General features: G+C 35.9%; 19 protein-coding genes. 15 read left to right on the forward strand and 4 right to left on the reverse strand.

What is annotated here, in order from left to right:
• Positions 1–591 precede the first annotated feature (591 nt).
• Positions 592–3,570: a YhgE/Pip domain-containing protein gene (locus FC89_RS06660; RefSeq protein WP_169790213.1), complete on the forward strand. Its 2,979-nt coding sequence runs from the start codon at positions 592–594 to the stop codon at positions 3,568–3,570.
• A gap of 144 nt (positions 3,571–3,714) precedes the next feature.
• On the opposite strand, the gene FC89_RS06665 is transcribed toward FC89_RS06660, so the two are convergent.
• On the reverse strand, positions 3,715–4,281 hold the full coding sequence (locus tag FC89_RS06665; protein WP_057871769.1) for a hypothetical protein: 567 nt from the start codon (positions 4,279–4,281) through the stop codon (positions 3,715–3,717).
• Between the two features lie 251 nt (positions 4,282–4,532).
• Between FC89_RS06665 and FC89_RS06670 the strand changes: the two genes are divergently transcribed.
• The 3 genes from FC89_RS06670 (at position 4,533) to FC89_RS06680 (ending at position 8,843) form a co-directional block, all read left to right on the forward strand.
• Positions 4,533–5,522, forward strand: coding sequence for a 3-hydroxyacyl-CoA dehydrogenase (locus tag FC89_RS06670; RefSeq protein WP_057871770.1), 990 nt, complete (start codon positions 4,533–4,535; stop codon positions 5,520–5,522).
• 255 nt (positions 5,523–5,777) lie between these two features.
• Positions 5,778–7,295, forward strand: coding sequence for a family 43 glycosylhydrolase (locus FC89_RS06675; protein WP_057871771.1), 1,518 nt, complete (start codon positions 5,778–5,780; stop codon positions 7,293–7,295).
• Between the two features lie 138 nt (positions 7,296–7,433).
• Entirely contained in the window at positions 7,434–8,843 is a 1,410-nt protein-coding gene (locus tag FC89_RS06680) for a C69 family dipeptidase (protein ID WP_057871772.1), read from the forward strand.
• Between the two features lie 134 nt (positions 8,844–8,977).
• On the opposite strand, the gene FC89_RS06685 is transcribed toward FC89_RS06680, so the two are convergent.
• Positions 8,978–9,637, reverse strand: coding sequence for a hypothetical protein (locus FC89_RS06685; RefSeq protein WP_057871773.1), 660 nt, complete (start codon positions 9,635–9,637; stop codon positions 8,978–8,980).
• A 174-nt stretch (positions 9,638–9,811) separates the two neighbouring features.
• On the opposite strand from FC89_RS06685, the gene FC89_RS06690 reads away from it, so the two are divergent.
• The 3 genes from FC89_RS06690 to FC89_RS06700 all read left to right on the forward strand — a co-directional run bounded on the left by FC89_RS06690 (position 9,812) and on the right by FC89_RS06700 (position 12,129).
• Entirely contained in the window at positions 9,812–10,786 is a 975-nt protein-coding gene (locus FC89_RS06690) for a S66 family peptidase (protein WP_157060678.1), read from the forward strand.
• An 18-nt stretch (positions 10,787–10,804) separates the two neighbouring features.
• Positions 10,805–11,296, forward strand: a complete 492-nt coding sequence (locus FC89_RS06695) for a cysteine hydrolase family protein (RefSeq protein ID WP_057871775.1) — start codon at positions 10,805–10,807, stop codon at positions 11,294–11,296.
• Positions 11,297–11,496: 200 nt separating this feature from the next.
• A complete protein-coding gene (locus tag FC89_RS06700; protein ID WP_057871776.1) occupies positions 11,497–12,129 on the forward strand; it encodes a helix-turn-helix domain-containing protein in 633 nt (210 codons plus the stop codon).
• Positions 12,130–12,138: 9 nt separating this feature from the next.
• Here FC89_RS06700 and FC89_RS06705 read toward each other — a convergent pair whose 3' ends face one another.
• Positions 12,139–12,444 carry a bacteriocin immunity family protein gene (locus tag FC89_RS06705; protein WP_057871777.1) on the reverse strand — a complete coding sequence of 102 codons (306 nt, stop codon included), beginning with the start codon at positions 12,442–12,444 and terminating at the stop codon, positions 12,139–12,141.
• 290 nt (positions 12,445–12,734) lie between these two features.
• Here FC89_RS06705 and FC89_RS06710 point away from each other — a divergent pair, with 290 nt between their 5' ends.
• The 6 genes from FC89_RS06710 to FC89_RS06735 all read left to right on the forward strand — a co-directional run bounded on the left by FC89_RS06710 (position 12,735) and on the right by FC89_RS06735 (position 18,563).
• The gene (locus FC89_RS06710) at positions 12,735–12,932 is read left to right on the forward strand and encodes a hypothetical protein (RefSeq protein WP_057871778.1); all 198 of its coding nucleotides are present in this window, start codon (positions 12,735–12,737) and stop codon (positions 12,930–12,932) included.
• A 474-nt stretch (positions 12,933–13,406) separates the two neighbouring features.
• The gene (locus FC89_RS06715) at positions 13,407–14,366 is read left to right on the forward strand and encodes a D-2-hydroxyacid dehydrogenase (protein WP_057871779.1); all 960 of its coding nucleotides are present in this window, start codon (positions 13,407–13,409) and stop codon (positions 14,364–14,366) included.
• Between the two features lie 153 nt (positions 14,367–14,519).
• Positions 14,520–15,416 carry an ABC transporter ATP-binding protein gene (locus FC89_RS06720; RefSeq protein WP_057871780.1) on the forward strand — a complete coding sequence of 299 codons (897 nt, stop codon included), beginning with the start codon at positions 14,520–14,522 and terminating at the stop codon, positions 15,414–15,416.
• A complete protein-coding gene (locus tag FC89_RS06725) occupies positions 15,409–16,659 on the forward strand; it encodes an ABC transporter permease (protein WP_057871781.1) in 1,251 nt (416 codons plus the stop codon). Before FC89_RS06720 ends, FC89_RS06725 begins: the two co-directional genes overlap by 8 nt.
• A gap of 209 nt (positions 16,660–16,868) precedes the next feature.
• On the forward strand, positions 16,869–17,825 hold the full coding sequence (locus FC89_RS06730; RefSeq protein ID WP_057871782.1) for a Dyp-type peroxidase: 957 nt from the start codon (positions 16,869–16,871) through the stop codon (positions 17,823–17,825).
• Positions 17,826–18,023: 198 nt separating this feature from the next.
• Entirely contained in the window at positions 18,024–18,563 is a 540-nt protein-coding gene (locus FC89_RS06735) for a YagU family protein (protein WP_057871783.1), read from the forward strand.
• A 156-nt stretch (positions 18,564–18,719) separates the two neighbouring features.
• Here the strand turns inward: FC89_RS06735 and FC89_RS06740 are convergent, their stop codons facing one another.
• Positions 18,720–20,210, reverse strand: a complete 1,491-nt coding sequence (locus tag FC89_RS06740; protein WP_235804393.1) for a glycosyltransferase family 2 protein — start codon at positions 20,208–20,210, stop codon at positions 18,720–18,722.
• An 884-nt stretch (positions 20,211–21,094) separates the two neighbouring features.
• Here FC89_RS06740 and rbsK point away from each other — a divergent pair.
• Both rbsK and FC89_RS06750 read left to right on the forward strand, forming a co-directional pair.
• Positions 21,095–22,003: a ribokinase gene (rbsK, locus tag FC89_RS06745; RefSeq protein ID WP_057871784.1), complete on the forward strand. Its 909-nt coding sequence runs from the start codon at positions 21,095–21,097 to the stop codon at positions 22,001–22,003.
• Positions 22,004–22,018: 15 nt separating this feature from the next.
• Positions 22,019–23,254 carry a NupC/NupG family nucleoside CNT transporter gene (locus FC89_RS06750; protein ID WP_057871785.1) on the forward strand — a complete coding sequence of 412 codons (1,236 nt, stop codon included), beginning with the start codon at positions 22,019–22,021 and terminating at the stop codon, positions 23,252–23,254.
• The last annotated feature ends 6 nt before the right edge of the window (positions 23,255–23,260 follow it).

Below are 23,260 nucleotides of genomic sequence, written 5' to 3' on the forward strand. Positions count from 1 at the left end.
TGATTAAGCTGTCTGTTCTATTCAAGAACAGGCAGCTTTTTTGTATTCAGGGGAAAAACTACCTATTTAAAACTTATTGGTATTTTTCTTGGCTTTGATTGCCATATGCTTTGGAAGAAATACATTTATAATTGCTATGCTTATTCTTTCAATTATTGTTCAACTTGTTGTAGAATGACTTGCGAAGTAATTTTATCATCAATTAAATGATACTTTTTGTTCGCAAGGTTTTGTCAATAAAAGGAAATTATGACTTTTTTGTGGTGTTTTTTTTCGAGTAACTTGTTACAATTTGAACTAGAAAAATATTTTCTGACAAAAAATTAATTCAGCTTTTTAACGATGACTAGAATCATTTTTTTAAGCATAAAATAAGTTCAAATATAGCTTGGTTTGTATGTTTTTACGTAAGCACTGGTAATGGAAGCAGCAGATGTCAGTTTGAAAATTAGATAATTCTTCGGTGATAGATGGGGTATCGGCGTATTTTAGAAAGAAGCCTGTTCTATTGTTTTTCGTGGATAGTTAGTGTATATTATGGATTGTCAAAGTAGACGATAAAGAAAATAGTGAGAGGTTGAGGTGAACAGTGTGAAGATGGTCAAAGAAGAATTCAAACATATGGGCGAACATAAATTGCTGATCGCGACAATTTGTGCAATGATGATCATCCCATTTTTGTATTCGGTGTTCTTCTTAAAATCCGTTTGGGATCCTTACGGCAATTCGGGTTCGCTGCCCGTTGCAGTTGTTAATAAGGACCAACCGGTATCGTATAAGGGGAAGAAAATGCAAGTCGGGAAAGACTTGGTTAAAAAGTTGAAGAAAAATGATCAATTAGATTGGCATTTTGTTTCAGCTTCAAAAGCTCAATATGGTATCAGTCACAAGAAATACTATACAGTTGTGACTATTCCGAAGAATTTTTCAAAAAACGCAACAACCATTTTAGATAAGAATCCTAAAAAAATGCGTTTAAAGTACGAGACCAATGATTCACTGAACTATATTGGAAAAGTTATCAGTGAAGTTGGCGTTAAGCAATTGAATACGCAAGTACGTCAAAACGTTTCAAAAGCTTATGCAGAAACAATGTTTGCCATGATCAAGAAGGTCGGAACAGGCTTTAATACTGCAGCTAAGGGAGCCGGCAAACTAACAACCGGTTCAAATACTTTGTCGGATGGAATTAATACTTATACTGCTGGTGTTAAAAAAGTCGGCAATGGCGTGATGGAATTGCAGACAGGTGTGGTACCGTTAAGCACTGGTGTTTTGAAATTAACAACCGGAGCTGTGGCTTTGAACAACGGTGTCCAACAATATACTGCCGGTGTAGCTGCGGCTAATAATGGTACTCAGAAATTAAACAGCAGCACTGGAACACTAGCAACTGGCGTTAATAAATTAGCTAATGGTTCAAATACCTTGGCTAATGGAGTTGGAACCTATACTAATGGAGTAGGGACCCTTTCAAATGGATTAAATCAATTATCTGGAAAATCAAATGAACTAAATAATGGTGTCCAGCAATTGGTTTCTTCTACATCTCAGTTACCTACTGCTGCAGCTGGATTTTATGTTATGAATAATGTTTTAGCACAAGATATTGCACAAATGAATGCAGCCCTACAAAGTAATAAAACTGAGATTTCTGGTATGTCTGATTCCATGGGCAAAATTAACAAGGAATTAAACAGCAAAGAATTTACAACACAACTAGCGCAGCTTAAAGAGTTGTCGAAACAAACTGGTAATATCCAAGCAATGATTGATGGTGCAAATGCAACTTTAAATAATGTTTCTACAGCTAAAGCAACTTTTAGTAAAAGTTTAACAGGGAGTTTAACGCAGATAGCCACTAATTCTTCTAGTGTTTCAGCAATAGCGCAACAGCTTGAAAAAAATCCAGATTATGCAAAAGACCCAACTCTTAAGAAAGCCTTGGATCAAATTATTTCCTTTTCAGGAAGCGCACAAGACAGTAGTTTAAATACAAGCCCAACAAATAATATTGCTGAAGTTGCTAATATCCAAAGTGCTGCTGCAACTTTGAATAAAGCAACTGATATGAGTGACTTTCAAAAGCAACTTGATTCTTTAGCAGCTGTAGCTAAACAATTGAATTCACTTAGTGGTGCAGTTGATCAACTAGAGAGTTTAATGACTGAAAGTAATAGTTTAACAGGTAATGACGCCCAGCAAAAAGTCGCTGCTATTTTGACTTTGACAGATAAAATGAATGAATTAACAACACTTGCAAATACAGCTGCAAGTAATGCTAAGACATTCAATTCAACTGTTAACTCCAACAGCCCAGCAATTTCAGCAAATAATTTGACGACACAGACAGCTATTCAAAGTGAAGTTGCGAATATATCTAAAAATTCATCATTGAATTCGAAAGTTTCACAGTTAGCTTCTGGAGTTTCTGCTTACACAGCAGGAACGAATAAGGCAGCTATGGGAGCAAATCAGTTGGTTGCAAATAACGGAACACTTAATTCGGGGGCTAACCAACTGTCCAGTGGATTAGGAACGCTTAATGGAAATGTACCAACTGGATTAGGAACGCTTAATGGAAATGTACCAACATTAGTTTCTGGGGTCAGTCAATTAGCTTCCGGAACTCAAAAGTTGGCTAACAACAGCTCAACGTTAAATAGTGGTGCTTCGCAATTAGCTGGTGGATTGAGTACTTTGAACAATAAAGTACCAACTTTATCATCAGGTGTTAACCAATTAGCTTCTGGTACACAGCAATTAGATGCTAATTCTGGAAAATTGACTTCAGGATCAAACCAATTGGCAACTGGCAATAAAACGCTGGCTAAGTCTTTGAATAAGGGTGCTAAGCAAGTCAATGCAGTTAAGACTTCAAATAAAACGGCAAATATGTTTGCTGCTCCATCAAATCTGCAACATAGCAATTACAGTAAAGTTCCTAACTATGGTTATGCTTTAGCACCATATATGCTATCAGTTGCTTTGTATGTTGGTTCGTTGATTTTTAATTTAGTTTATCCAATTCGGCGGATGTCAACAGAGGGTAGCGGAACAGCATGGTTCTTGAGTAAAGTAACGGTTGGTGCTTTGGTTGCAACCGGGAATGCTTTAATTGAAGTTATCTTTATGAAGATTTGTGGTTTGGTGCCAATGCATCCCGCTTCAATGATTGTTAATGCCTTGTTCTTCTCATATTCAGCGATGTTCTTGATCATGTTTATGTCGATACTTGGCAATAACCCGGGTCGCTTTGTGGCAATGATCTTTTTGGTTATCCAATTAGGAGCTTGCGGCGGATCATTTCCAATTCAAGTTACTAACGGGATGAATGGTTTCTTCCAAGCCATTAATCCTTACTTGCCAATGACTTATTCAGTTCTTGGTTTCCGTCAATCTTTGAATTCTGGTTTAGGTCAACATCAAGTTTTAATTTCAGTTGGTGTCCTATCGATCTTTATTGTCGTTTGTCTCTTCCTGCTCTGGTTAACAATGACGACTCTTGTTAAAAAAGGAATTGTCACTTATGAAAAAGACAAATCAGATAGTAATTATGCCGGGAATTAAATTATGTAATTAAAGACTAAAAAAGCAGCACATCTAAATTTGGATGTGCTGCTTTTAGTCTAAATAAATGGAGTAGCAAATTAATTTTATATAATAAAGAAGTTCAATGATAATTAAATCCTTGAGCTTCTTTGCTTTGATCAATTACCAATGTTGAACAACGGTGCCATTAGGTAAAACGTAGTATCCGGCAGCCGGCGCAGCTGAATTATTTGGATAAACTTCAATATAAAAAACAGTTTGTCCATTATAGGTAGTTGTACCATTATCTAAATATTGCGCATGTGGATACTTAGCTTGTAGTTGCTGACTTAAAACACCAATGGCAGCTGATCCATTTGTTACGCTAGCATTTGAATTGTTAGTTTGTGAACTGCTTGCCTGTGAACTGACTGCTTGCGAAGAGTTGCTATCAGTTTGCGCAGCAGCAGTAGTGGTAGTGCTGGAAGTTGTTGCAGTTGCTGCTGCAGCAGTATCTGAAGCAGTTGAGCTGCCAGCAGAGCTTTGGTCACTTGAACTAGTTGTTGTTTGGGTAGTGCTAGTAGAAGTTGCAGATGTTTGGCTGGCTTTTTTTGATTTTGCTGCCTGAACTTTTTCAGTATGCGAACTTTTAGAACTGGTTTGCGAATCTTGCTGGGCAGTTGAATTTCCGCAACCTGCTAGACCTAAAAATAAAATACTGGCAATAGTGACACCCCATAATTTTTTCATATAAAACTCCCCTTTCACTACTCTAACCCTATTTTATAACAAAAAGAGTAGCTTGGGCAATCTTGATTATTTTTTAGTGGAATTATTACTAAGAATATTTTTAGTGATTATTTATGAAATCAAGAATGAGAATTGAAGCAAATTAAATGTTTATTTTCTAGTACCATGCTATAATAAATGGGGATTAATTGATTGCTATTTTTTTGGTATTGCATGAAAGCGCTTTTATAAATATGAGAAGGGGTAGTAAAATGTTTAATAATGTTACGATTGCCGGTAGTGGAACACTTGGGAGTCAGATTGCTTTTCAAACAGCATTTAAGGGTTTTGATGTAGTAATTTACGATATTGGCGATAAGGTCTTGGAGAATGCTAAACAAGAAATTGCTGATTTGAGTGAACGGTATATTCAAGAAATCAAAAATTCTGAAGAACATTACCAAGCAGCAATCAAAGACGTAAGCTATAACGCTAATTTATTGCCGAATATTAAGCAGGTGTTTAACAGCAGTACTAATGAACAAATTGGAAGAGTTTTTTCAGCAGGAAAACGGATAAAATACAGCAAAGATTTGGCTGAAGCGGTTGTTGATGCAGATTTGGTAATTGAAGCAATTCCTGAAAATGTCAAGATTAAAACTGATTTTTACACGCAGCTTGGTCAAGTCGCTCCAGAAAAAACTATTTTTGCGACTAATTCATCAACTTTATTGCCAAGTAAATTTGCTGAAGTCACTGGTCGACCAGAAAAATTTCTAGCGCTGCATTTTGCTAATGAAATTTGGCATAACAATACTGCTGAAATTATGGGTCACGCTGGTACTAGTCAGGATATTTATGACCAAGTGGTTGATTTTGCTAAAGAAATTGGCATGATTCCAATTAAAGTCAAAAAGGAGCAGGCTGGTTATATTTTAAACTCGATTTTAGTGCCCTTGTTAGATGCTGCCCAGCAGCTTTATGCCGATCAAGTAGGTGATCCGGAAACGATTGATAAAACATGGATGTTAGCAACCGGTTCACCGCAAGGCCCATTTGGAACTTTAGATGTTGTCGGTATTCGAACGGCATATAATATTGTCCAAAACTACGCAGTTACTACGGGTGAGGAGCGTTACAAACGTGTTGCTAAGCTTTTGAAAGAAGATTTTATTGATCAAGGTAAGCTGGGAGTTTCTACTGGTGAAGGTTTTTATAAATACCCGCACCCAAGGTATCAGGAGCCAGATTTCTTGAAATAGTGACAAGTTATTATTTTGTGAAATTAGTAAAAGCGGTTATTAGCGATATTTTCAATGCTGATAACAGCTTTTTATTTACAAAGATTATCTTGTTTCTACATAAAATGACTTATAATTGATATCTTTTTATTTTGTAAATACATAGTGTAATAGGTGTAAGCAATTTCATTAAATAGAGTGAGATCAATAAAAATATTAGAAATAATACCACTGAGAAGTTAAACGTTATGTTTTGAAAGGACGGACTCTAAAATTATGAAAAAACAAGTATATAATCCCTTTTTACCGTTAAATGAATACATTGCAGATGGGGAGCCACATGTTTTCGGGGACCGGTTATATTTATTTGGTTCTCATGACAAAGAAAATGGAGAAACGTTTTGTATGCTGGATTATGTTGTTTGGTCTGCACCAATTGATGATCTAACTTGTTGGACAAACAGTGGCGTTGTTTATCAGGCTACGCAAGATCCGTTATACGATTCTCAAAAAATGCCTTATATGTTTGCTCCTGACGTTGTTCAAGGAAACGATGGACGATTCTACCTATATTACTGTATGGCCGGGAGCAATGGAAAAGGTGGGTATTCAAACCCGATAAGCGTTGCAGTTTGTTCAACACCGGATGGAAAATATAAATATTTAGGGAATGTTCGCTCAAAAGAAGGACAACCGTTAATGAAGTATATTTGTTTTGATCCTGCTGTTATCAATGATGATGGGACAATTAGACTTTATTATGGGGCTTCATTCGCATTTGATGAGTATCGTACTCGGTTTAATAATTGGATCCTTAATATAGTTGAAGCGAAAATGCTTGGCAGATCAGTTGGAGAAATTAAAAAAGCGGCTAAAAATGGCGGAATTATGGGAGCGATTTCAGTAGTCTTGGATGATGATATGATAACGGCTAAAACAGAGCCTAAAAGAATAATATCGAATAGTACTAAAGATTCAAGTTTTGCAGATCATTATTTTTTTGAAGGTAGTTCAATTAGAAAGATCGATGATACTTATTACTTTATTTATTCTTCGCGAAAAAATCACGAGCTGTGTTATGCAACAAGTAAATACCCGGATAGAGAATTTATCTATGGGGGTACAATTGTTTCTAATGGTGATATCGGTTACAAAGGGAGAACTGATGAAAATAAAACAAATACAACTGGAACTAACCATGGAAGCATAACCTGTGTTAACGGTCAATGGTACGTGTTTTATCATCGACTGACACATTTATCTGATTTTAGTCGGCAAGCTTGTGCGGAACCAATTACTATTCTTAAAGATGGGACAATCCCTCAAGTTGAAATAACTAGTTGTGGTTTAAATAAGGGACCACTGTCTGATAATGGAAAATATCCGGCAGCAATTGCCTGCATGATAACTAATGGACAGCAAATGCCACATGGTACGCCGAAGGAAGCGGAAAAAGAAAACTATCCTTGTGTATATAGCCAAGAAAATGAACACTATATAAAAAATATTTCGAATAATACTAAAATAGGGTATAAATATTTTGAATTTCAAGTTAATGATTATCAATTAACTCTTAATTTAAGAGGAGCAGCTCAAGGGTATTTTATAATTTCAACAGATGAACTAGCAACTAAAAAAATAGGTAAATTAAATGTTAGTCTTGAGTCAAATTGGAAAGAAGTAACTGCGGATATAAAAACTGAGACAGGGATAAACGCACTCTTCTTTACTTATATTGGGACAGGAAAACTTGATTTTCTCAATATGACATTAAAACCAAAAAGTCAAAGTTAATAACTAATGTAGATAGTTATTGCACTAAGTTGAAAATACATGGTGAAAGAATATTTTCATAGTAAGCAATCATCTTTTAGCAAATAGCCGGGAAGGCGTATAATGAAAGTAATTGTTTAAAAAGGAGTGTCAGGCACGATGGAAAAGCGAGTTAAAGGTTCATGTACGACAATTTTGGTTGGTAAGAAAGCTTCTATTGATGGTTCAACAATCATCTCACGGAATGATGATGGGCATGAAGCATTAGATCCAGAACGATTGGTAGTAGTTAACCCAGCTGATCAACCGCGGCATTATCAGTCAGTTATCAGTAAAGTTCAGGTTGAATTACCAGATAACCCATTACGGTATACGTCAATTCCAAATTCAATTTTAAAAGATGGAATTTGGCCGGCTGCCGGTATTAACAGTGAAAACATTGCGATGTCAGCGACTGAAACGATTACAACTAATTCCCGTGTGTTGGGAATTGATCCGTTTGTTTTGGGTGGCATAGGCGAAGAAGACTTGGTAACTTTGGTATTACCTTATATTCATAGTGCTAAAGAAGGCGTTATTCGTTTAGGTTCATTGTTAGAAAAATATGGTACCTATGAACCCAACGGAATCGCATTTTCAGATAAGGATGAGATTTGGTGGTTGGAAACGATTGGTGGTCATCACTGGGCTGCTAAACGAATTCCGGACGATGCTTATGTAGTAGCACCAAATCGCATGAATATTGACGATTTTGATTTTAGTGCGGCTGATACACTGGCTTCAGCTGATTTGGAAGAAATGATTGCTAAATATCATTTGAATCCAGATTTTGATCGTGTTAATTTGCGGCATATTTTTGGTAGTTCGTCAATTAAGGATACGGTTTATAATAATCCGCGGGCTTGGTATGGTCAAAAATACTTTACTCCAGAAGTTGAGCAAGACCCAATGGATCAAGATTTACCATTTATCTGTCATGCTAATCGCAAGATTTCGATTGAAGATGTCAAGTTTGTATTGAGTTCTCATTTTGAAAATACCAAATATGATGTCTATGGTTCTGGTTCAGAAGCTGATAAGACATTGTTTAGGCCGATCGGTATTAATCGTAATCATGATGTTCACATTCTGCAAATTCGCAACAATGTTCCTGCAGCTGTTGCTGGAATTCATTGGTTGGCTTTTGGGGCAAATACTTTCAACACGGTTGTTCCTTTTTATGCAAATGTTACTGATACACCAGCCAGCTATAAAGATGCAAATGGCACCTTTAACTTGAATCATATGTACTGGTTGAGCTGCACGACCGCTCTTTTGGGAGATACCGACTACGACTTCTATGTTGATATGCGTAACAGCTATGAGTTGGCAGCTATGAGTGCTTACCGGAAGATTGAAAACGATACTGATGCGGCTTTGGATCAGCATCAATCAGATATACAAACATATTTAGCAGCAGCTAATCAGAAATTAGCTGATGAAGCTATGAAACGTCAGACCAAGTTACTGGGTGACATGGTCATTGCTGGTTCCGAAAAGATGAAATTACGGTATAATTTAAATGATTAGTTTTTCGGTAGTAAGTTAAACTTTAACTTAGACTCAGCTGATTTTTAGTGCATAGATAGTAAAAGAGCTGTTCTTAACCTTTTGCGAGGTTGCGGACAGCTCTTTTTGTGGATTGATTTTAGTTTTGAAAATTGTTAATTAGCATCATAGGTAGTGCTGATAGTTTGCCAAGTGGGATTAGCAACCGATTTTTGAACTTGCAGCTGACCGTCACGGTTGATCCTAAACCAAGCGGCAAGGTGTGTGGTAGCTGGGTCGGCACCAGCAGCTTGCATATTAGTCGAATTATGATTTTCTTGCACAGCATAGTAAACAGCATCATCACTTGCACCATCCCAGCCGCCGCTGTGTCCATTATAGACGTAGTCAAAGTCATTTGCTGTAAAAGTGACATTATGATTTGTCGCTTGATTTTCAGCAGTATTATACTGACTGTCCAAAACAACATTCATATGTGCTTTAATCCAGTTAATTGCTTGCGCATTTGTCAGATTCTTAGTATCAATATAATTTGCACTGCTGGTTGTGCCAGCTACTGATGAGCTAGCTGCCGTAGTTGAGTTGCTGCTGTTGCTGGATCCGGCTGAACTGGTTGAATCACTTGTTGCTGAACTGCTTGTTTGGCTGGTTGAAGCAGAATCCTTTTTATGCGAATGGTGTTTTTGACTGCTTGATTTGGCAACACTGCTGGTTGAAACGGAAGAACTTGTTTTATTATGAGTACTCTCGTTTCCGCAAGCCGCCAGTGACAAGATAGTTAATCCGCAAATACCGGCTGTTATAATTTTGTGCATAAAATTTACCCCCGAGAAGTTTTAATAAAATGATTTAAGACATGAAGCTGCTTACATTATTATAAACATGCTTAAGATTAGATTTCAATTTTAAGTCGATATCAATAGTGAAATATTTTGGTGATTGATAATGAGCCTAAAAAAGCTATAATAAAACAAAAGAAAATTTTGGAGATGTTTAAATTGAAAATTGGTTTTTATTCTGCTTCGACGCCGATTACGGCGCTGTCCCCCAAAAGATTTAGGCGGGCGATTGATTTTTTACAGCAGCAAGGGGTTAGATTAACTGCTGGAAGTCTGACTAGAAAGCAGGATAATTATCGTTCAGGTTCAATTGATGAACGCGCACGGGAAATCAACGAATTGATCCACAATGATCAAGTAGAGATTATTATGGCAACAATCGGTGGAACTAATACCAATTCAGTTCTGCCAGATATTGATTTTGCCTATTTAAGATGTCATCCTAAAACATTTGTTGGTTATTCTGATGCGACAGCATTGCTGTTGGCAGTCAAAACTCAAGCTCCGCAGTGCCGCGTATTATATGGACCAGCCTTAGTTGCTTCATTTGGAGAATGGCAACCGTTTGTCGGGATGACTTGGCATTATTTTAACCAAGTCATAACTACTGGTAGCCATCAAATTGTTCAATTACAAGGTCCAAAATTTTGGTCTGATGAACGATTGAATTGGGAAAACTTTGAACAACCAAAAGAACAACGAGTTAATGCTTGGCATTATACTAAACAGCCAGTATTGGAAGGTCGGCTGATTGGTGGTAACTTGAATACGATGTATGGAATTATCGGTTCCAAGTATTTTCCGCAGTTATCATCAGAGGATCTTTTATTGATTGAAGATGCTGAAAAAGATGCTGCAACAGTTGAAAAGAATTTTGCAATGTTAAAAAATGCTGGTGTGTTTAATCAAATTAAAGGTATTATTTTGGGTAAGCATGCTCTATTTGATGATCAGGGTTCACACAAAACTCCGATCGAAATTTTGTTAGAAGTGGTAAATAATCCGCAGTTACCAATTATTTATGATTATGATTGCTGTCACACAGTTCCGATGATGACAACTCCATTGGGTGCGCATACCATAATCAATGCGCAAACAATGACAGCTGAATTTTCCGATTTTTAATATAAATGGAGGAAGAAAATGAATAACAACTTGGCTCTATTAGTAATAGATGTGCAAAATGGTTTAGATCAGGCAGCTAATTTTGAACAGTTGGTTTCAAAAATTAATCGGCGAATTAAAGTGTATCACGAACAGAAACGGCCAATTATTTTTATGCAGCATACTGATGCAGAACTAGCATATGGTACGCATGCTTGGATGTTGGCTGAAGGATTAGCTGTTCAGCAAGAAGATCGAATTTTTTTGAAATATCACTCAGATTCTTTTTTTGAAACAGGATTGCAGAGATATTTAGTTGATCAGCAGATAACCAACCTTGAAATCTGTGGTTTGCAGACAGAATACTGTGTTGATACCGCGATTCGGGTTGGCCATCATTTGGGATTCAAAATTAAAATTCTGTCGGGCATGCATACTACTTTTGATTTGCCGGTGCTTTCAGCAGCGGCAGCGGTTAAATATCATGAAAATATTTGGAATAATAGCTTTGCACAAGTAATTCAACAATAAATAATTCAAAACGGATTTTTTTGGTAATAAAATCTAGTTATTTTTCTAATATGCTGGTGTTTTTCTTTTCAAAAGTTAAAGATGGAAAATTTATTTGTGTTTCGATCTGGAAAATTTTTGAATAGTAAACTATTGCCAATGGATAAAGCATTTGCTAATATTATAAGTAAATTAATTTCATCAACTTAGAAGGTGCTTTTTTGAATTTATCCGAAAAATTAAAGCAGTGTAGAAAAAAGAGTCATATGACTCAATCACAAGTAGCTGCAAAATTAAATGTGTCTCGCAAAACTGTTTCTGGATGGGAAAACGATCACAGTATGCCGGATATTATTAATATTGCAAAGATGAGTGATATATACCATACATCGCTTGATGACCTTGTGCGTGAAAATGAATTGGCACATTCTAACAAAACTTATTCGAACCAAAATAAAATTTTTTCAAAAATGCATCGAATAACTTATTTCCTTAATTTCTTTTTAGTACCACTTCTTTATGTTGAGCTTTTTAGACCCTATGGTTTTCATTTATTACTCATACCCTTATTTTCAATAATAAATGGTTTTGCCTTTTTTTCTAGTATTCAAAACTGGTCTGCTTTTAAAAACAATTTTTATTTGCTAAAACTTTCAGTGATTTTTGTATTAACATTTATTACCAATATTTTTATCAGTTTGCTAGATGATACTTTTTTGAATTATTTTCATTCTTCAAGCATAGAGTTTTTGTTTGGTTTAGCAATGGGTCGGTTGCTTCTTGTTTTTTTGCTGACTTTTTGTTTATTAATAATTTTCTCAAGCAAGGTCGTTAGTAAAACTTTAGATGCTTGATCAATTAATTCAATCATCTAAATAACTGTTGTTAATTTGAACAGCTCCTCGATTAGTGCCTAATGGTGCAAGCTGGTTAAGCAAGGGTTCTATGATATGATAAAATTTTGTGGCATTGGAGGTTAGTCCATTTTTCATTGCTTCTTGTTGCAAACTGGCTACAGTTTGATTTATTACAGCAACATTATATCGCCCTTTTTCTAAATCATTTTTTGCCATAAGTCCGATTTTTCTCTCACGAGCTGATATATTAACGTCAAGAACGAAATCATAAAATTTACTTAGTATCTTTTGATCACTTATTTTCCTATCCATAATCTGGCCTCGAATTTCTTGATAAAGACTTAATGTCTGTCTTTTCGTTTATACAACTATTGAAATAACTTGTTTCATTGTAAAAATTTATTAGTAAGAAACCTTAACTATTGCTACTCATGATATATTGCATTTGTGCTAAAAAGGCAAGCTGCATATCAAAGACTAGTGTGTCTTCAATGGGCAGCTTGCTTTTTTAGACACTAGATATTACATTTTTAAGTAGATAAAATGATTTGATGATTCAGTTTAGGATTTTAATAATATTACTTTTAAGGAGTGTGCTAAGTTTGGATAAAATATTCTGTTTTGAATACTCTACTGGAGCGAAAGCTTTAGACGATGGTGTTTACGAGTACAAGGTGGATGGGAAAAAAATAATTAAAATAGACTTCCCAGATAATAACGGTTTTGTAGCTATTCATAAGAAAAATAATGAAACCGAGTATATTAAGTCTGACTATATGAAATTCTGTACTAGAAAATAGTTATATAATTTGAAAATGTTAAAGTTTTAACTACCTGAACTTGAGTGGGAGTGTCAAAAGGTTTGTGTGAAAAAAGATTTTATTTTTTACATAAAATTAAATTTTTTAGTCGAAAAGTGATTCTAATGTGCCCTTGATTTGTCCGAACCCATGCTGAATTCGATTAAAGTTCTTTTCGTTGTAGCTAATTACTTGCAGTCCAAATTGATGTTGTTGTTTGGCACGTTTTTAATCGCGTTGCATAGCATGCCTTTCAAAATTGGCTAACTAAGTATGTTGTTGAAGTCAAAAAATTCGAAATTTAGAGGTAAGTTGTGATTCTAAAATAAATGAATTTTAAAAAATTGGTACTGGCAACTGTCAATAGGGATGCCTATAATTTAATTGTGCGGTGAACTGAAGTTTGTGGTGTTTTCAATTGCTGGAGCTAACTGCATGGTCTACTTGAAAAAATTAAAAAAGTGAGGTACTGCCATGAAAATCGTTGACTTAGACGGCTACGGCTTAAATCCTGGTGACTTAAGCTGGGACGGCTTTAAAAAGTTAGGAGAATTTATTACTTACGATCGTACTGGAGCTGATCAGCAAAAGATCTTAGCACGAATTGCTGATGCTGAGGCGGTTTTAACCAATAAAACACCTTTGGATCGGGCAGTAATTGAACAAGCACCTAATTTGAAATATATTGGTGTTTTAGCGACCGGTTATAATGTAGTTGATGTAGCAACTGCTAAAGAAAAAGGGATAACGGTGACAAATATCCCCAGTTATAGCACAGCTGAAGTTGCACAACATACAATGGCTTTGTTATTGGAGGTTACTAATCAGGTTGGTTTGCATGCAACTGCGGTTGAAAATGGTGAATGGACGCATGCTAAAGATTTTACTTTTTGGAAGAAACCATTGATTGCGCTGCCGGGGAAAACGTTGGGACTAATCGGTTTTGGTCATATTAGTCAAGCGGTAGCACACTTAGCACATGCTTTTGGGATGAAAGTGATTTTTTATAATCATCGCCCAAGAAAATTTGCTGAAGAATGGCTGCAGCAAGTTTCACTGGCAGATTTATACGCGCAAGCTGATGTAATCAGCCTGCATGTTCCCCAAACTGCCGAAACCGAAAAAATGATCGATCAGGCAGCAATTGAACAAATGAAAACGGGCGTGATTTTGTTAAACACGGCTCGTGGCGGTTTGCTAGATGAAGCCGCAGTAGCACAAGCTTTGAATAACGATAAGATCTATGCTTTGGGAGCTGATGTTGTCTCCGAAGAGCCGATTGAAGCTGAAAATCCATTGCTAAAAGCTAAAAATGTTTATTTAACGCCGCATATTGCTTGGGCACCGACTGCTGCGCGCTCACGCCTGATGAAGATTGCCGTTAATAATTTGGTTAGTTTTCAAGCTGGCGAACCAATAAATGTAGTTAATTGATGGACTAGATAATATTAAAAATTAAACTAATGCGTTGTATTGCTGATTCTTGTAACTAAACAAAAACAGTAAGACAACGCATCCTTTATTTAATGCAAGATTTGTTTAGACAGCTTTGTTATACTGATAACAAATGAAAAAAGGGGTGAAGCAATGCTGCAGGTAACGAATTTGACAAAAACTTTTGGTCAAATGACGGCGGTTGATCATGAAAATTTCCAAATTAAACCAGGGGAGATTATGGGATTAATTGGTCAAAATGGTGCTGGTAAAACGACTACTTTTCGAATGATTCTGAATTTTTTGACGCCAGATAGTGGTCAAATTACTTGGAAAGGAAAACCATTAAAACAAGCTGATTATGATCAGATTGGATATTTGCCGGAAGAACGAGGCTTGTATCCTAAAATGCGAGTTGATGAACAGATAACTTATTTTGCCAGGCTGCATGGAATGAAGCTTGCCGAAATTCGCCGCCAGCTTCCTAAATGGATGAATCAATTTCAAGTTAAGGGGAAATTAACTGATAAAGTTAAAGATCTTAGTAAAGGCAATCAGCAAAAGGTTCAACTGATTGCCACTTTAATTCATATGCCTAAACTGGTTATTTTAGATGAACCATTTTCTGGGCTTGATCCAGTTAATGCCAGTTTATTAGAAGCTGGCATTTTGAAGTTGCGAGATGCCGGTTCAGCAATTATCTATTCGAGTCATGATATGGGTAATGTTGAAGCTATTTCTGACCGGCTAGTGATGCTGCGTAACGGTCGGGTGGTTCTCAGTGGTGAGGTCGGTGAAATTCGTCAAAGTTTTGGGCGGACTAAATTATTTCTAGAATCAGAACTAACACCAAAACAATTAGCGGCTTATCCTGAGGTGCTTGCTGTCAAGCAGCGGGGAGCGGAACTTGAATTGACGCTCAGTGATCCAGCTGTTGGACAAAAAATTTTTGCCGCAGCTACACAGCAGGGATATATTCCAGAGTTTCGGCAAGTACCGCCTTCTTTGGATGAAATTTTCCGTTTGAAAGCAGGTGGGGCTGATGAATAAGTTTTGGATTGTTACTAATCAAATTTATCGTAAAAATCTAAAAAGTGGTTCTTGGTTGTCATTAGTTTTGTTACCGTTAATTCTATTAGCATTGGTAATCGGTATTGTTTGGTATACTAATCAGCATAACGAACCAGCTCAAGTAGCGGTGGTAACTGATAATCCGGCAATTGCCCAAGTTTTAAAAAAAGCCAATGATGCGGATGTTCATTATCAGTATTTAACAGCTGGACAAGCAGAAAAAAAATTAAAGAATGAAAAAATTACTGGAGTTTTGACAATTAAAACTCAGCCGACAATTTCAGCCAAATATGTGGAGTTGGCTAATGCAGAGACAAATGTTGACTTGAGTAAGCTGCGATCCACATTAACTGGTTTAAAAGTTAACCAGACAGCAGCACAGTTAAAGCTAACTTCAGCACAACTGCAGGCTTTAACTACTCCAGCTCAAGTTCAAAAGAAAACCATATCTTTTGAAAAAGGTAAACAAGTTGCTAAAAGCAATGCCACATCAGTGATTAATTACACTTTTGCGACGGCTTTAACTATTTTTATTATGCTGATCGTTACTATTTATGGTCAAATGCTGGCACAAGAAATTGCAACGGAAAAAGGCTCACGCATTATGGAAATTTTGTTGAGTTCAGTTAGTGCGACAACACAATTTTTTGCTAAACTCACAGCTATTTTGTTATTGTTGATAACGCAGTTGGCAATCTATGTAATAGCTGGTGCTCTTAGTTGGGGTTGGCTGAAGCAACAGGCCTTTGTTAAAAATTTCTTGCCATCGATTGATTTTTCGGTTCTATGGTCGGCGACCTCAGTGATTTCCGTTTTATTTTTTATTATTGGTACAATGACTTTTGCCGTCTTGGCTGCGTTATTAGGTTCGGTAGTGGCAAATCAAGAACAAGTCAACACGGCAGTTATGCCGATTTCGCTGTTAGCGATGGCTGGTTATTTGCTGTCTTTTATGGCGCAGACTGGGGATTCAACGCTGATTAAAGTTTTTAGTTATATTCCATTTATTAATATTGAATTAATGCCGGTTAGATTAGCATTGCAGCATACAACTCTGGCAGCTGCTTGTGTAAGTTTGGCAATTGCGATAGTTTTTTTATTAGGATTTACTTTTTTGACAGTCAATGTTTATCGAACTAATGTTTTAGTTTATTCGGAAGCTGGAATTTTAAAAGCGATTCGCCAATCATTCCGTATTTGGCAAGCTGAACGAAAAAGATAATTTAGTGATCGACTAACTAAAAGATATTTTAATTACTGCGAATTTAAGAGATTGACCAGACTTTTTGGTCAGTCTTTTTTATTATGGAGGGATAATTTTCTTGCCAGTGAAATTGAGAATTTTTGCATTTTAAATGGCGAGTGTTAGAATTTAATTGAAATAAGTTATTAGTTGATAAAAATTAAAAATAACAAAAGGGAGTGTTTTACATGACAATTGATCCCCGAAAAGCACAGGCTGTTTGGAAAGATGTTGGCGAGAACGTTCAATTTACGGTTTTAAAATTGAAACGCGATGATCAAGCTAAAGCACAACAAGTAATCCAAGAGTTTGCTGATCGGTATCAAGCAATTATTCGTTCATTGCGAATTCGTTCGGCTAAACCAGGTGGTGATTCAAACCTAAAAGTAACCTTGGGATTTAGCAGTAGTGCTTGGGACTATTTATTTCCGCAAGCCGCAAAGCCGAAGGAACTTGAACCATTTACCACACTTAAAGGTCCTAAGTATCAGATGCCAGCCACTGAAGGTGACCTCTTCTTACACATTCGGGCCGACAGTGAGGCGATTGTTTATGAAGCTCAAACCGATTTTCGTCGTTTCTTGCAAGACGTTACGCTCGTTGTTGATGAAACTAAAGGATTTCGTTACTTCGAGGGGCGGGCAATCATTGGTTTTATCGATGGAACTGAAGTACCTGCAGTTGAAGAAGCAGCTGACTATGCTTTAATTGGTGATGAAGACCCGGAATTTATCAATGGTTCTTATGCGTTTGCCCAGAAATGGCTGCATGACATGGATTTCTGGAATCATTTAAAAGTTGAACAGCAGGAAAAAGGTGTCGGCCGCGAAAAATTCAGCGATTTAGAACTGGCTGAAAAAGATAAGTATCATAATGCGCACAACATCAGTTCTAAACTGGAAATTAATGGTGAAGAACAAAAAATTGTACGGATGAATGTTCCGTTCTCTGATCCGGCTGCGGGGAAAACTGGAACCTATTTTATCGGTTATGCTCGCCATTGGAAGATTATTAAACAAATGCTGCAGCAGATGTTGGACAAATCCGATTTCTTATTGAGTTTTTCTACTATCTTATCAGGACAGGTTTTCTTTATTCCTTCACGTGATTTATTGGATCGAATGGCAACTGGAGAACTTAATTGAAATTAGGCCTAACCAGTTTGCTGACTGATGGATACAGTCATTAAAAATCAAATTCTTACTTTAAATATAATTGCAGATCAAAAAATCCTTTCTAAATGATGATTAAATAATCATTAGTTAGGGTTTATTTTTTTCTTACTTTATTTGACAAAAAAATCACAAACTTATATCCTATTAATGGGAAAGGGAGTTGAAAGTATGTTTGAATTATCTAAACCCAAAGCTTCTTTGGGTGCAATTATTTGGAAAAGTATTTGGTATGGCTTCATTGCTGGGATGATTTCCGGCATGGTTAAAATCGGTTGGGAAAATATTTTACCACCGCGAACACTTGCGCGAAATTTAACTAATCCACCACAACATCTGTTAGAGCAAATTGGTTTTTCTGCTAAAACAGTACATGCATTTGTTTATTATTCTACTGATCAAAAAGTTTTCTACGTAGCTTTGTTGATGCATTTTGGCTTTTCGATTGTTTTTGCTGCACTATTTTTATTTTTAGCCCAATATTGGAAAATAACGACTTTGTGGCAAGGTGCAGCTTACGGAATTGTAATCTGGATTGCTTTTCATTTAATTATTTTGCCGGCTTTAGGTACTATTCCAGCTCCATGGCATCAGCCGTTCTCTGAGCATTTTTCAGAATTTTTCGGACATATTGTCTGGTCATGGTCGATTTATGCTGTGGCGGTTTGCTTAGCCAAAAATGATAAGAAGCATATTTTGAGAAACCTTTAAATTACTTAAAAAATAAAAGTGTAACACTCAAAGGATCAAATTAATGATCTATAAGGGTTACACTTTTTTATTGTTCTAATATTTTGTGCATATTAATTGAGTACTTTAATTTTTAATTCTAAAACGGCATTCAGAATGCGAAACATATTTTCAAAATTATTCGTTCCATTTTAATGACTCATGCTGAGGTTTATATAAGGCGTAGTAATCGAATTGTTTGAAGCGTTCCAGTTTTTGTTTATCATATTCTTTTTGTCGGTTTGATTTTAACTCAAAGATAAAACCCAAGCAGCCTGGGAAAAATGACAATAGAATCCAAGAACAACCGGAGCATGCAATAGAAATCATAATTGTTAAAATTGAAAAAAGTATTTCTTGCCAATGTTTTTTAAAGGCATTAGCTAAAGTGATCTGATCATTTATCTTAGGCGTCACATTGAATTTGGCAGTACATTTAAACAAAGCTAAAAATGTACTTTTAATAGTTAAATAGTAAAAAGAGCCATATAGAAAAGCAATTTGTAGTTCGTAACCAAGCATTTCCCAAAACTTCATCCCGCGCTGCAATTCAAAATAACCATCAATAATGCCTTGGCTAAAGTAACATAGTAATACCGGGAGCAACATAAAAAATTGATATCCCAGCTTTATTTTCGCCAAGGGGAAAACGATGCTGCAGAGTAACAAACTTAGATACTGAAAAGCATTGATGGGGACCGATAAAGTAAAACTAAAGAGATCCAGCTTTTGGTAGCAGCTTAATAAGTTTGTATTTTTTAAGTCCTTAAAATATTTGCGGAAAAATTCGAAGTTAGCTGAGCAAAATTTACTGGAACGAATCATCAAAGCGTTCATATTTACAGGAAATTCTTCATTTCCATAAATTTGAGAAGCAAATTTAATATTCCATCCCTTTAGAATGGCTTCGACTGATGTGCAAAGATCTTCTGCTACGGCAAAAGGAATTTTACCAATATCTTCGAAACACTCACGTGATATCATGACACCGTGGCCCAGTTCGATGCAAACAGTTCCTCCGCGTTCCGCAACTCGGGGCTGATAGTTGTTTTTAGCACTGGCAGGTTCTCTAAGGCCACTTTCGACACTTCGAACTACATTTTGAACGGGCCAGAAAATATTTCCGGAATTAGAGAAAAGATCCATAAAAGCATTATAGTTTTGACCGCTTATATGATTGCATTGTAGAATTCCTAAATTATCACTGTTATAAAAAAACTTTAAACACTTTTCAACGAATTTTCTTTCAAGTAATTCATCGCTATCTAAGATCACAAAGTAGTCATAACTATCTTTTGGCTGATGACACAAATAATTGTTTAAGTTGCCAGCTTTTGCCTGTTTATTTGGAACATTGCGCACCCATTGAACATCTGGATGGGTTTTGGTGAATTGGCGGATCATTTTGATATATTTTTCATCTGTTGAATTATCTAAAATAATGCCTTGAACATTATCATAAGTTTGATTTAGGCACTCTGCAAAAGCATAAGGAATGAAGTCATTGTATGTAGTGTAAAGCAGCTTTACTCGTGGATGCCAATTCTGCGGTAGAGGTTTGTTTAGAATAGCTAATTCTTTTTGCTGTTCTTTCTTTTTAATAAATTGATATCTAAAGGCAATTCCCAAATTTGAAATTCCAAAAAAAAAATGTGGCTACGAAGATTTGATTAAGAATAAGTAAAAACACTAAGAAATATTGGCTGTTTTGATAGGTTGGAATAATACTGTAGTTTATTGTGTAGTACTCAAAAATGCACATTATGATAAACCAAACTGATAAAATCCAAGTGTAGGTTACGGGACGACTTTTATAAAAAGAACTTGGGCGGGTTGCTTTGATTTCCATACAAAATCTCCTCTGTTTAAATTATCAAAAAAATCATAGTAATTGTTTTTAAAATCTAAAATAATATATTGTTTATAGAAAAATGATTCATAAATAAATCGTTATATGCAAATTAAATGATTTTAATAAAAGATTATCGTTTAATTTGGGTCAAGTCAAGAACTTATTTTAATTTATGGGTATTTTATTACACTTATATAAGAATGGATACTAGATTTTTTTAATAAGCTTAACTAAATATATTTGCTGGGGAATATGGATTATTTGTTATTAGCAGTGGAATTGCTTTAAAGAGCTCATCTGTTATCGAATAATTAATTAAAAAATGGTGTTTTTAAATTGAGTGTAGGTGCTTAAATTGAGAACGCTATTTTTTTGAATGTTAATTTATTGGCTGTAAAAACTAACAAAAACGTCGAATTTTAATAATCTTGATGAAAAAAAGCTCATATTTCGGTCTGTTTTGTAAAAAATGGTATGATAATAACAAGTATTTTTGGAACAAATTTTGGGATAGAGTCTTAAATCCTAACTATAATTATGAAAAATTTAGATGTTTTAACCTCAGGGGTGGTGATGTATTAAAAGTCATTTCTTGATAGCGTTTTCAAGAAATGTTACGATTTTTTTAGAAAGAAAATTTTAAAATAAGTGAGGGATTAAATTGAAACGAGTAACGATTTTAGGGAGCTTGAATATTGATACGACACTTAAAATCGAGCATTTTCCGTTGCCCGGTGAGACAGTCGAAGCAATCAGTAAAAGCAGTACAGCTGGCGGTAAAGGAGCCAACCAAGCAGTTGCGGCTGCGCGGTTAGGTGCTAAAACGTATTTTATTGGCTGTGTTGGTCAAGATAGTTCTGGTAAATATCTGACTGCTGCTTTAGCCGAAGAAGGTATTGATACAGCAAATATCTTGCGTGATAGTAAGGCTGGTACCGGCACGGCAAATATTTTATTGGATAAAAGTGGTCAAAATAGTATTGTAATTTATGGTGGTGCGAACCGCAGAATTACTGCAGCACAAATTCAAGCTGCTGCAAATCAATTGGCTGCAAGTGAATTTTTGGTTGCTCAGTTTGAAACTTCATTAGAAATGACACTTAAAGCTTTTACAATTGCTCATCAACAAGGAGTAAAAACAATTTTAAATCCGGCACCGGCACATAAGATTGCTCCAGAATTACTGCAGGTGACGGATTTGATTGTGCCAAATGAAATTGAGAGCTGTTTAATTACCGGTATTAAGATTACTGATCAGTATTCCATGGAAAAAACAGCACAGAAGTTTCGCGAGATGGGAATTGCTAATTTAATTATTACTTTGGGCAGTCGTGGTGTTTATTATGCAATTGGAGATAAATCTGAATTGGTACCGGCTTTTAAAGTTCGAGCAGTTGATACAACAGCAGCAGGAGACACTTTTATTGGGGCTTTAGCTGCTAAATTAGATTCGGATTTCAGCAATATGGCAGCCGCAATTAAATTTGCACAAAAAGCCAGCTCAATTACAGTTCAGCGTTTGGGAGCGCAAGCAGCAATTCCGACATTGACAGAAGTTGAGGAAGATTAAGAGGAGGCGGAAGTTTTGTTAGTGGTGTTAAACATTTTAGGAATACTTTTCTGTTTGGCGGTAGCTTATCTTTTTTCAGCTGACCGTAAACATGTTGATTGGCGCTCAGTAGGAATTGTTTTATTATTAGAAATCTTTTTAGCGTGGTTTTTAGTCGGTTTTCCAGTCGGACGAATGATTGTCAAGGCAATGGCAGATGGTTTCAATTGGTTGGTTGAAATTGCTTATGATGGAATTAAATTTGCTTTGCCAGACTTTGTTTCAAAACAATTTGGCGGGACTGCTGATTCAATGAATTTCTTAACCAGTGCATTATTACCGATTCTATTAGTAGTGCCATTATTTGATATTTTAACTTATATCGGGATTTTACCATGGATTATCAAATGGATTGGCAAGTTTCTATCATTTATTACTGGTCAGCCAAAATTCGAAGCTTTCTTTTCAGTCGAAATGATGTTCTTAGGTAATACGGAAGTTTTGGCTGTTTCCAAGCAACAATTACAGCATATGAGCAAAGAACGCAACTTAACTTTGGCGTTAATGTCAATGAGTTGTGTGACGGCTTCAATTCTAGGTTCGTATATGCAGATGATGCCGGGGCAGTTTGTTTTGACGGCAGTGCCATTAAATATTTTAGGAGCAATTATTATTACCAGCATTTTGAATCCCGTCAAAATTACACCAGAAGAGGATCAAATTTATGGTGTTCAGCAGACAGAAGACAAAAAAGAGCCGTTTTTTTCATTCTTGGGTGATTCAATTTTAGGCGCAGGCCGGTTAATTTTAATTATTCTCTTCACAGTTATTTCTTTTGTAGCTTTAGCATCTTTGATTGATCATTTATTGGCTTTAACAACACTTAAATGGTTATCATTGGAAAATATTATGGGTATTTTTATGTATCCATTTACTTTGTTGATGGGCTTTGATTTTGGTAAAGCATTTGAATTGGCTCGATTTATGGGAACCAAGCTGGTTACTAATGAATTTGTAGTAATGGGTGAGGTTTCCAAACAAGTAATGCATCATCAAGGAATTTTTGCATCAGCGCATGCACGAGCTGTTTTGACAGTCTTTTTAACCAGTTTTGCCAACTTTGGAACTTTAGGGATGATTATTGGAGCTTTCAAGGGATTGGTTCAAAAGGAAAAAGTTGATTATATTTCTGGACAGGTACCGCGGATGTTGTTATCTGGAATTTTGGTTTCAGCATTGTCAGCAACTTTAGCTGGTTTGTTTATTTGGTAGTTGCAC

The sequence above is a fragment of the Liquorilactobacillus ghanensis DSM 18630 genome (assembly GCF_001435235.1).
In the GTDB taxonomy this organism is placed as follows: domain Bacteria; phylum Bacillota; class Bacilli; order Lactobacillales; family Lactobacillaceae; genus Liquorilactobacillus; species Liquorilactobacillus ghanensis.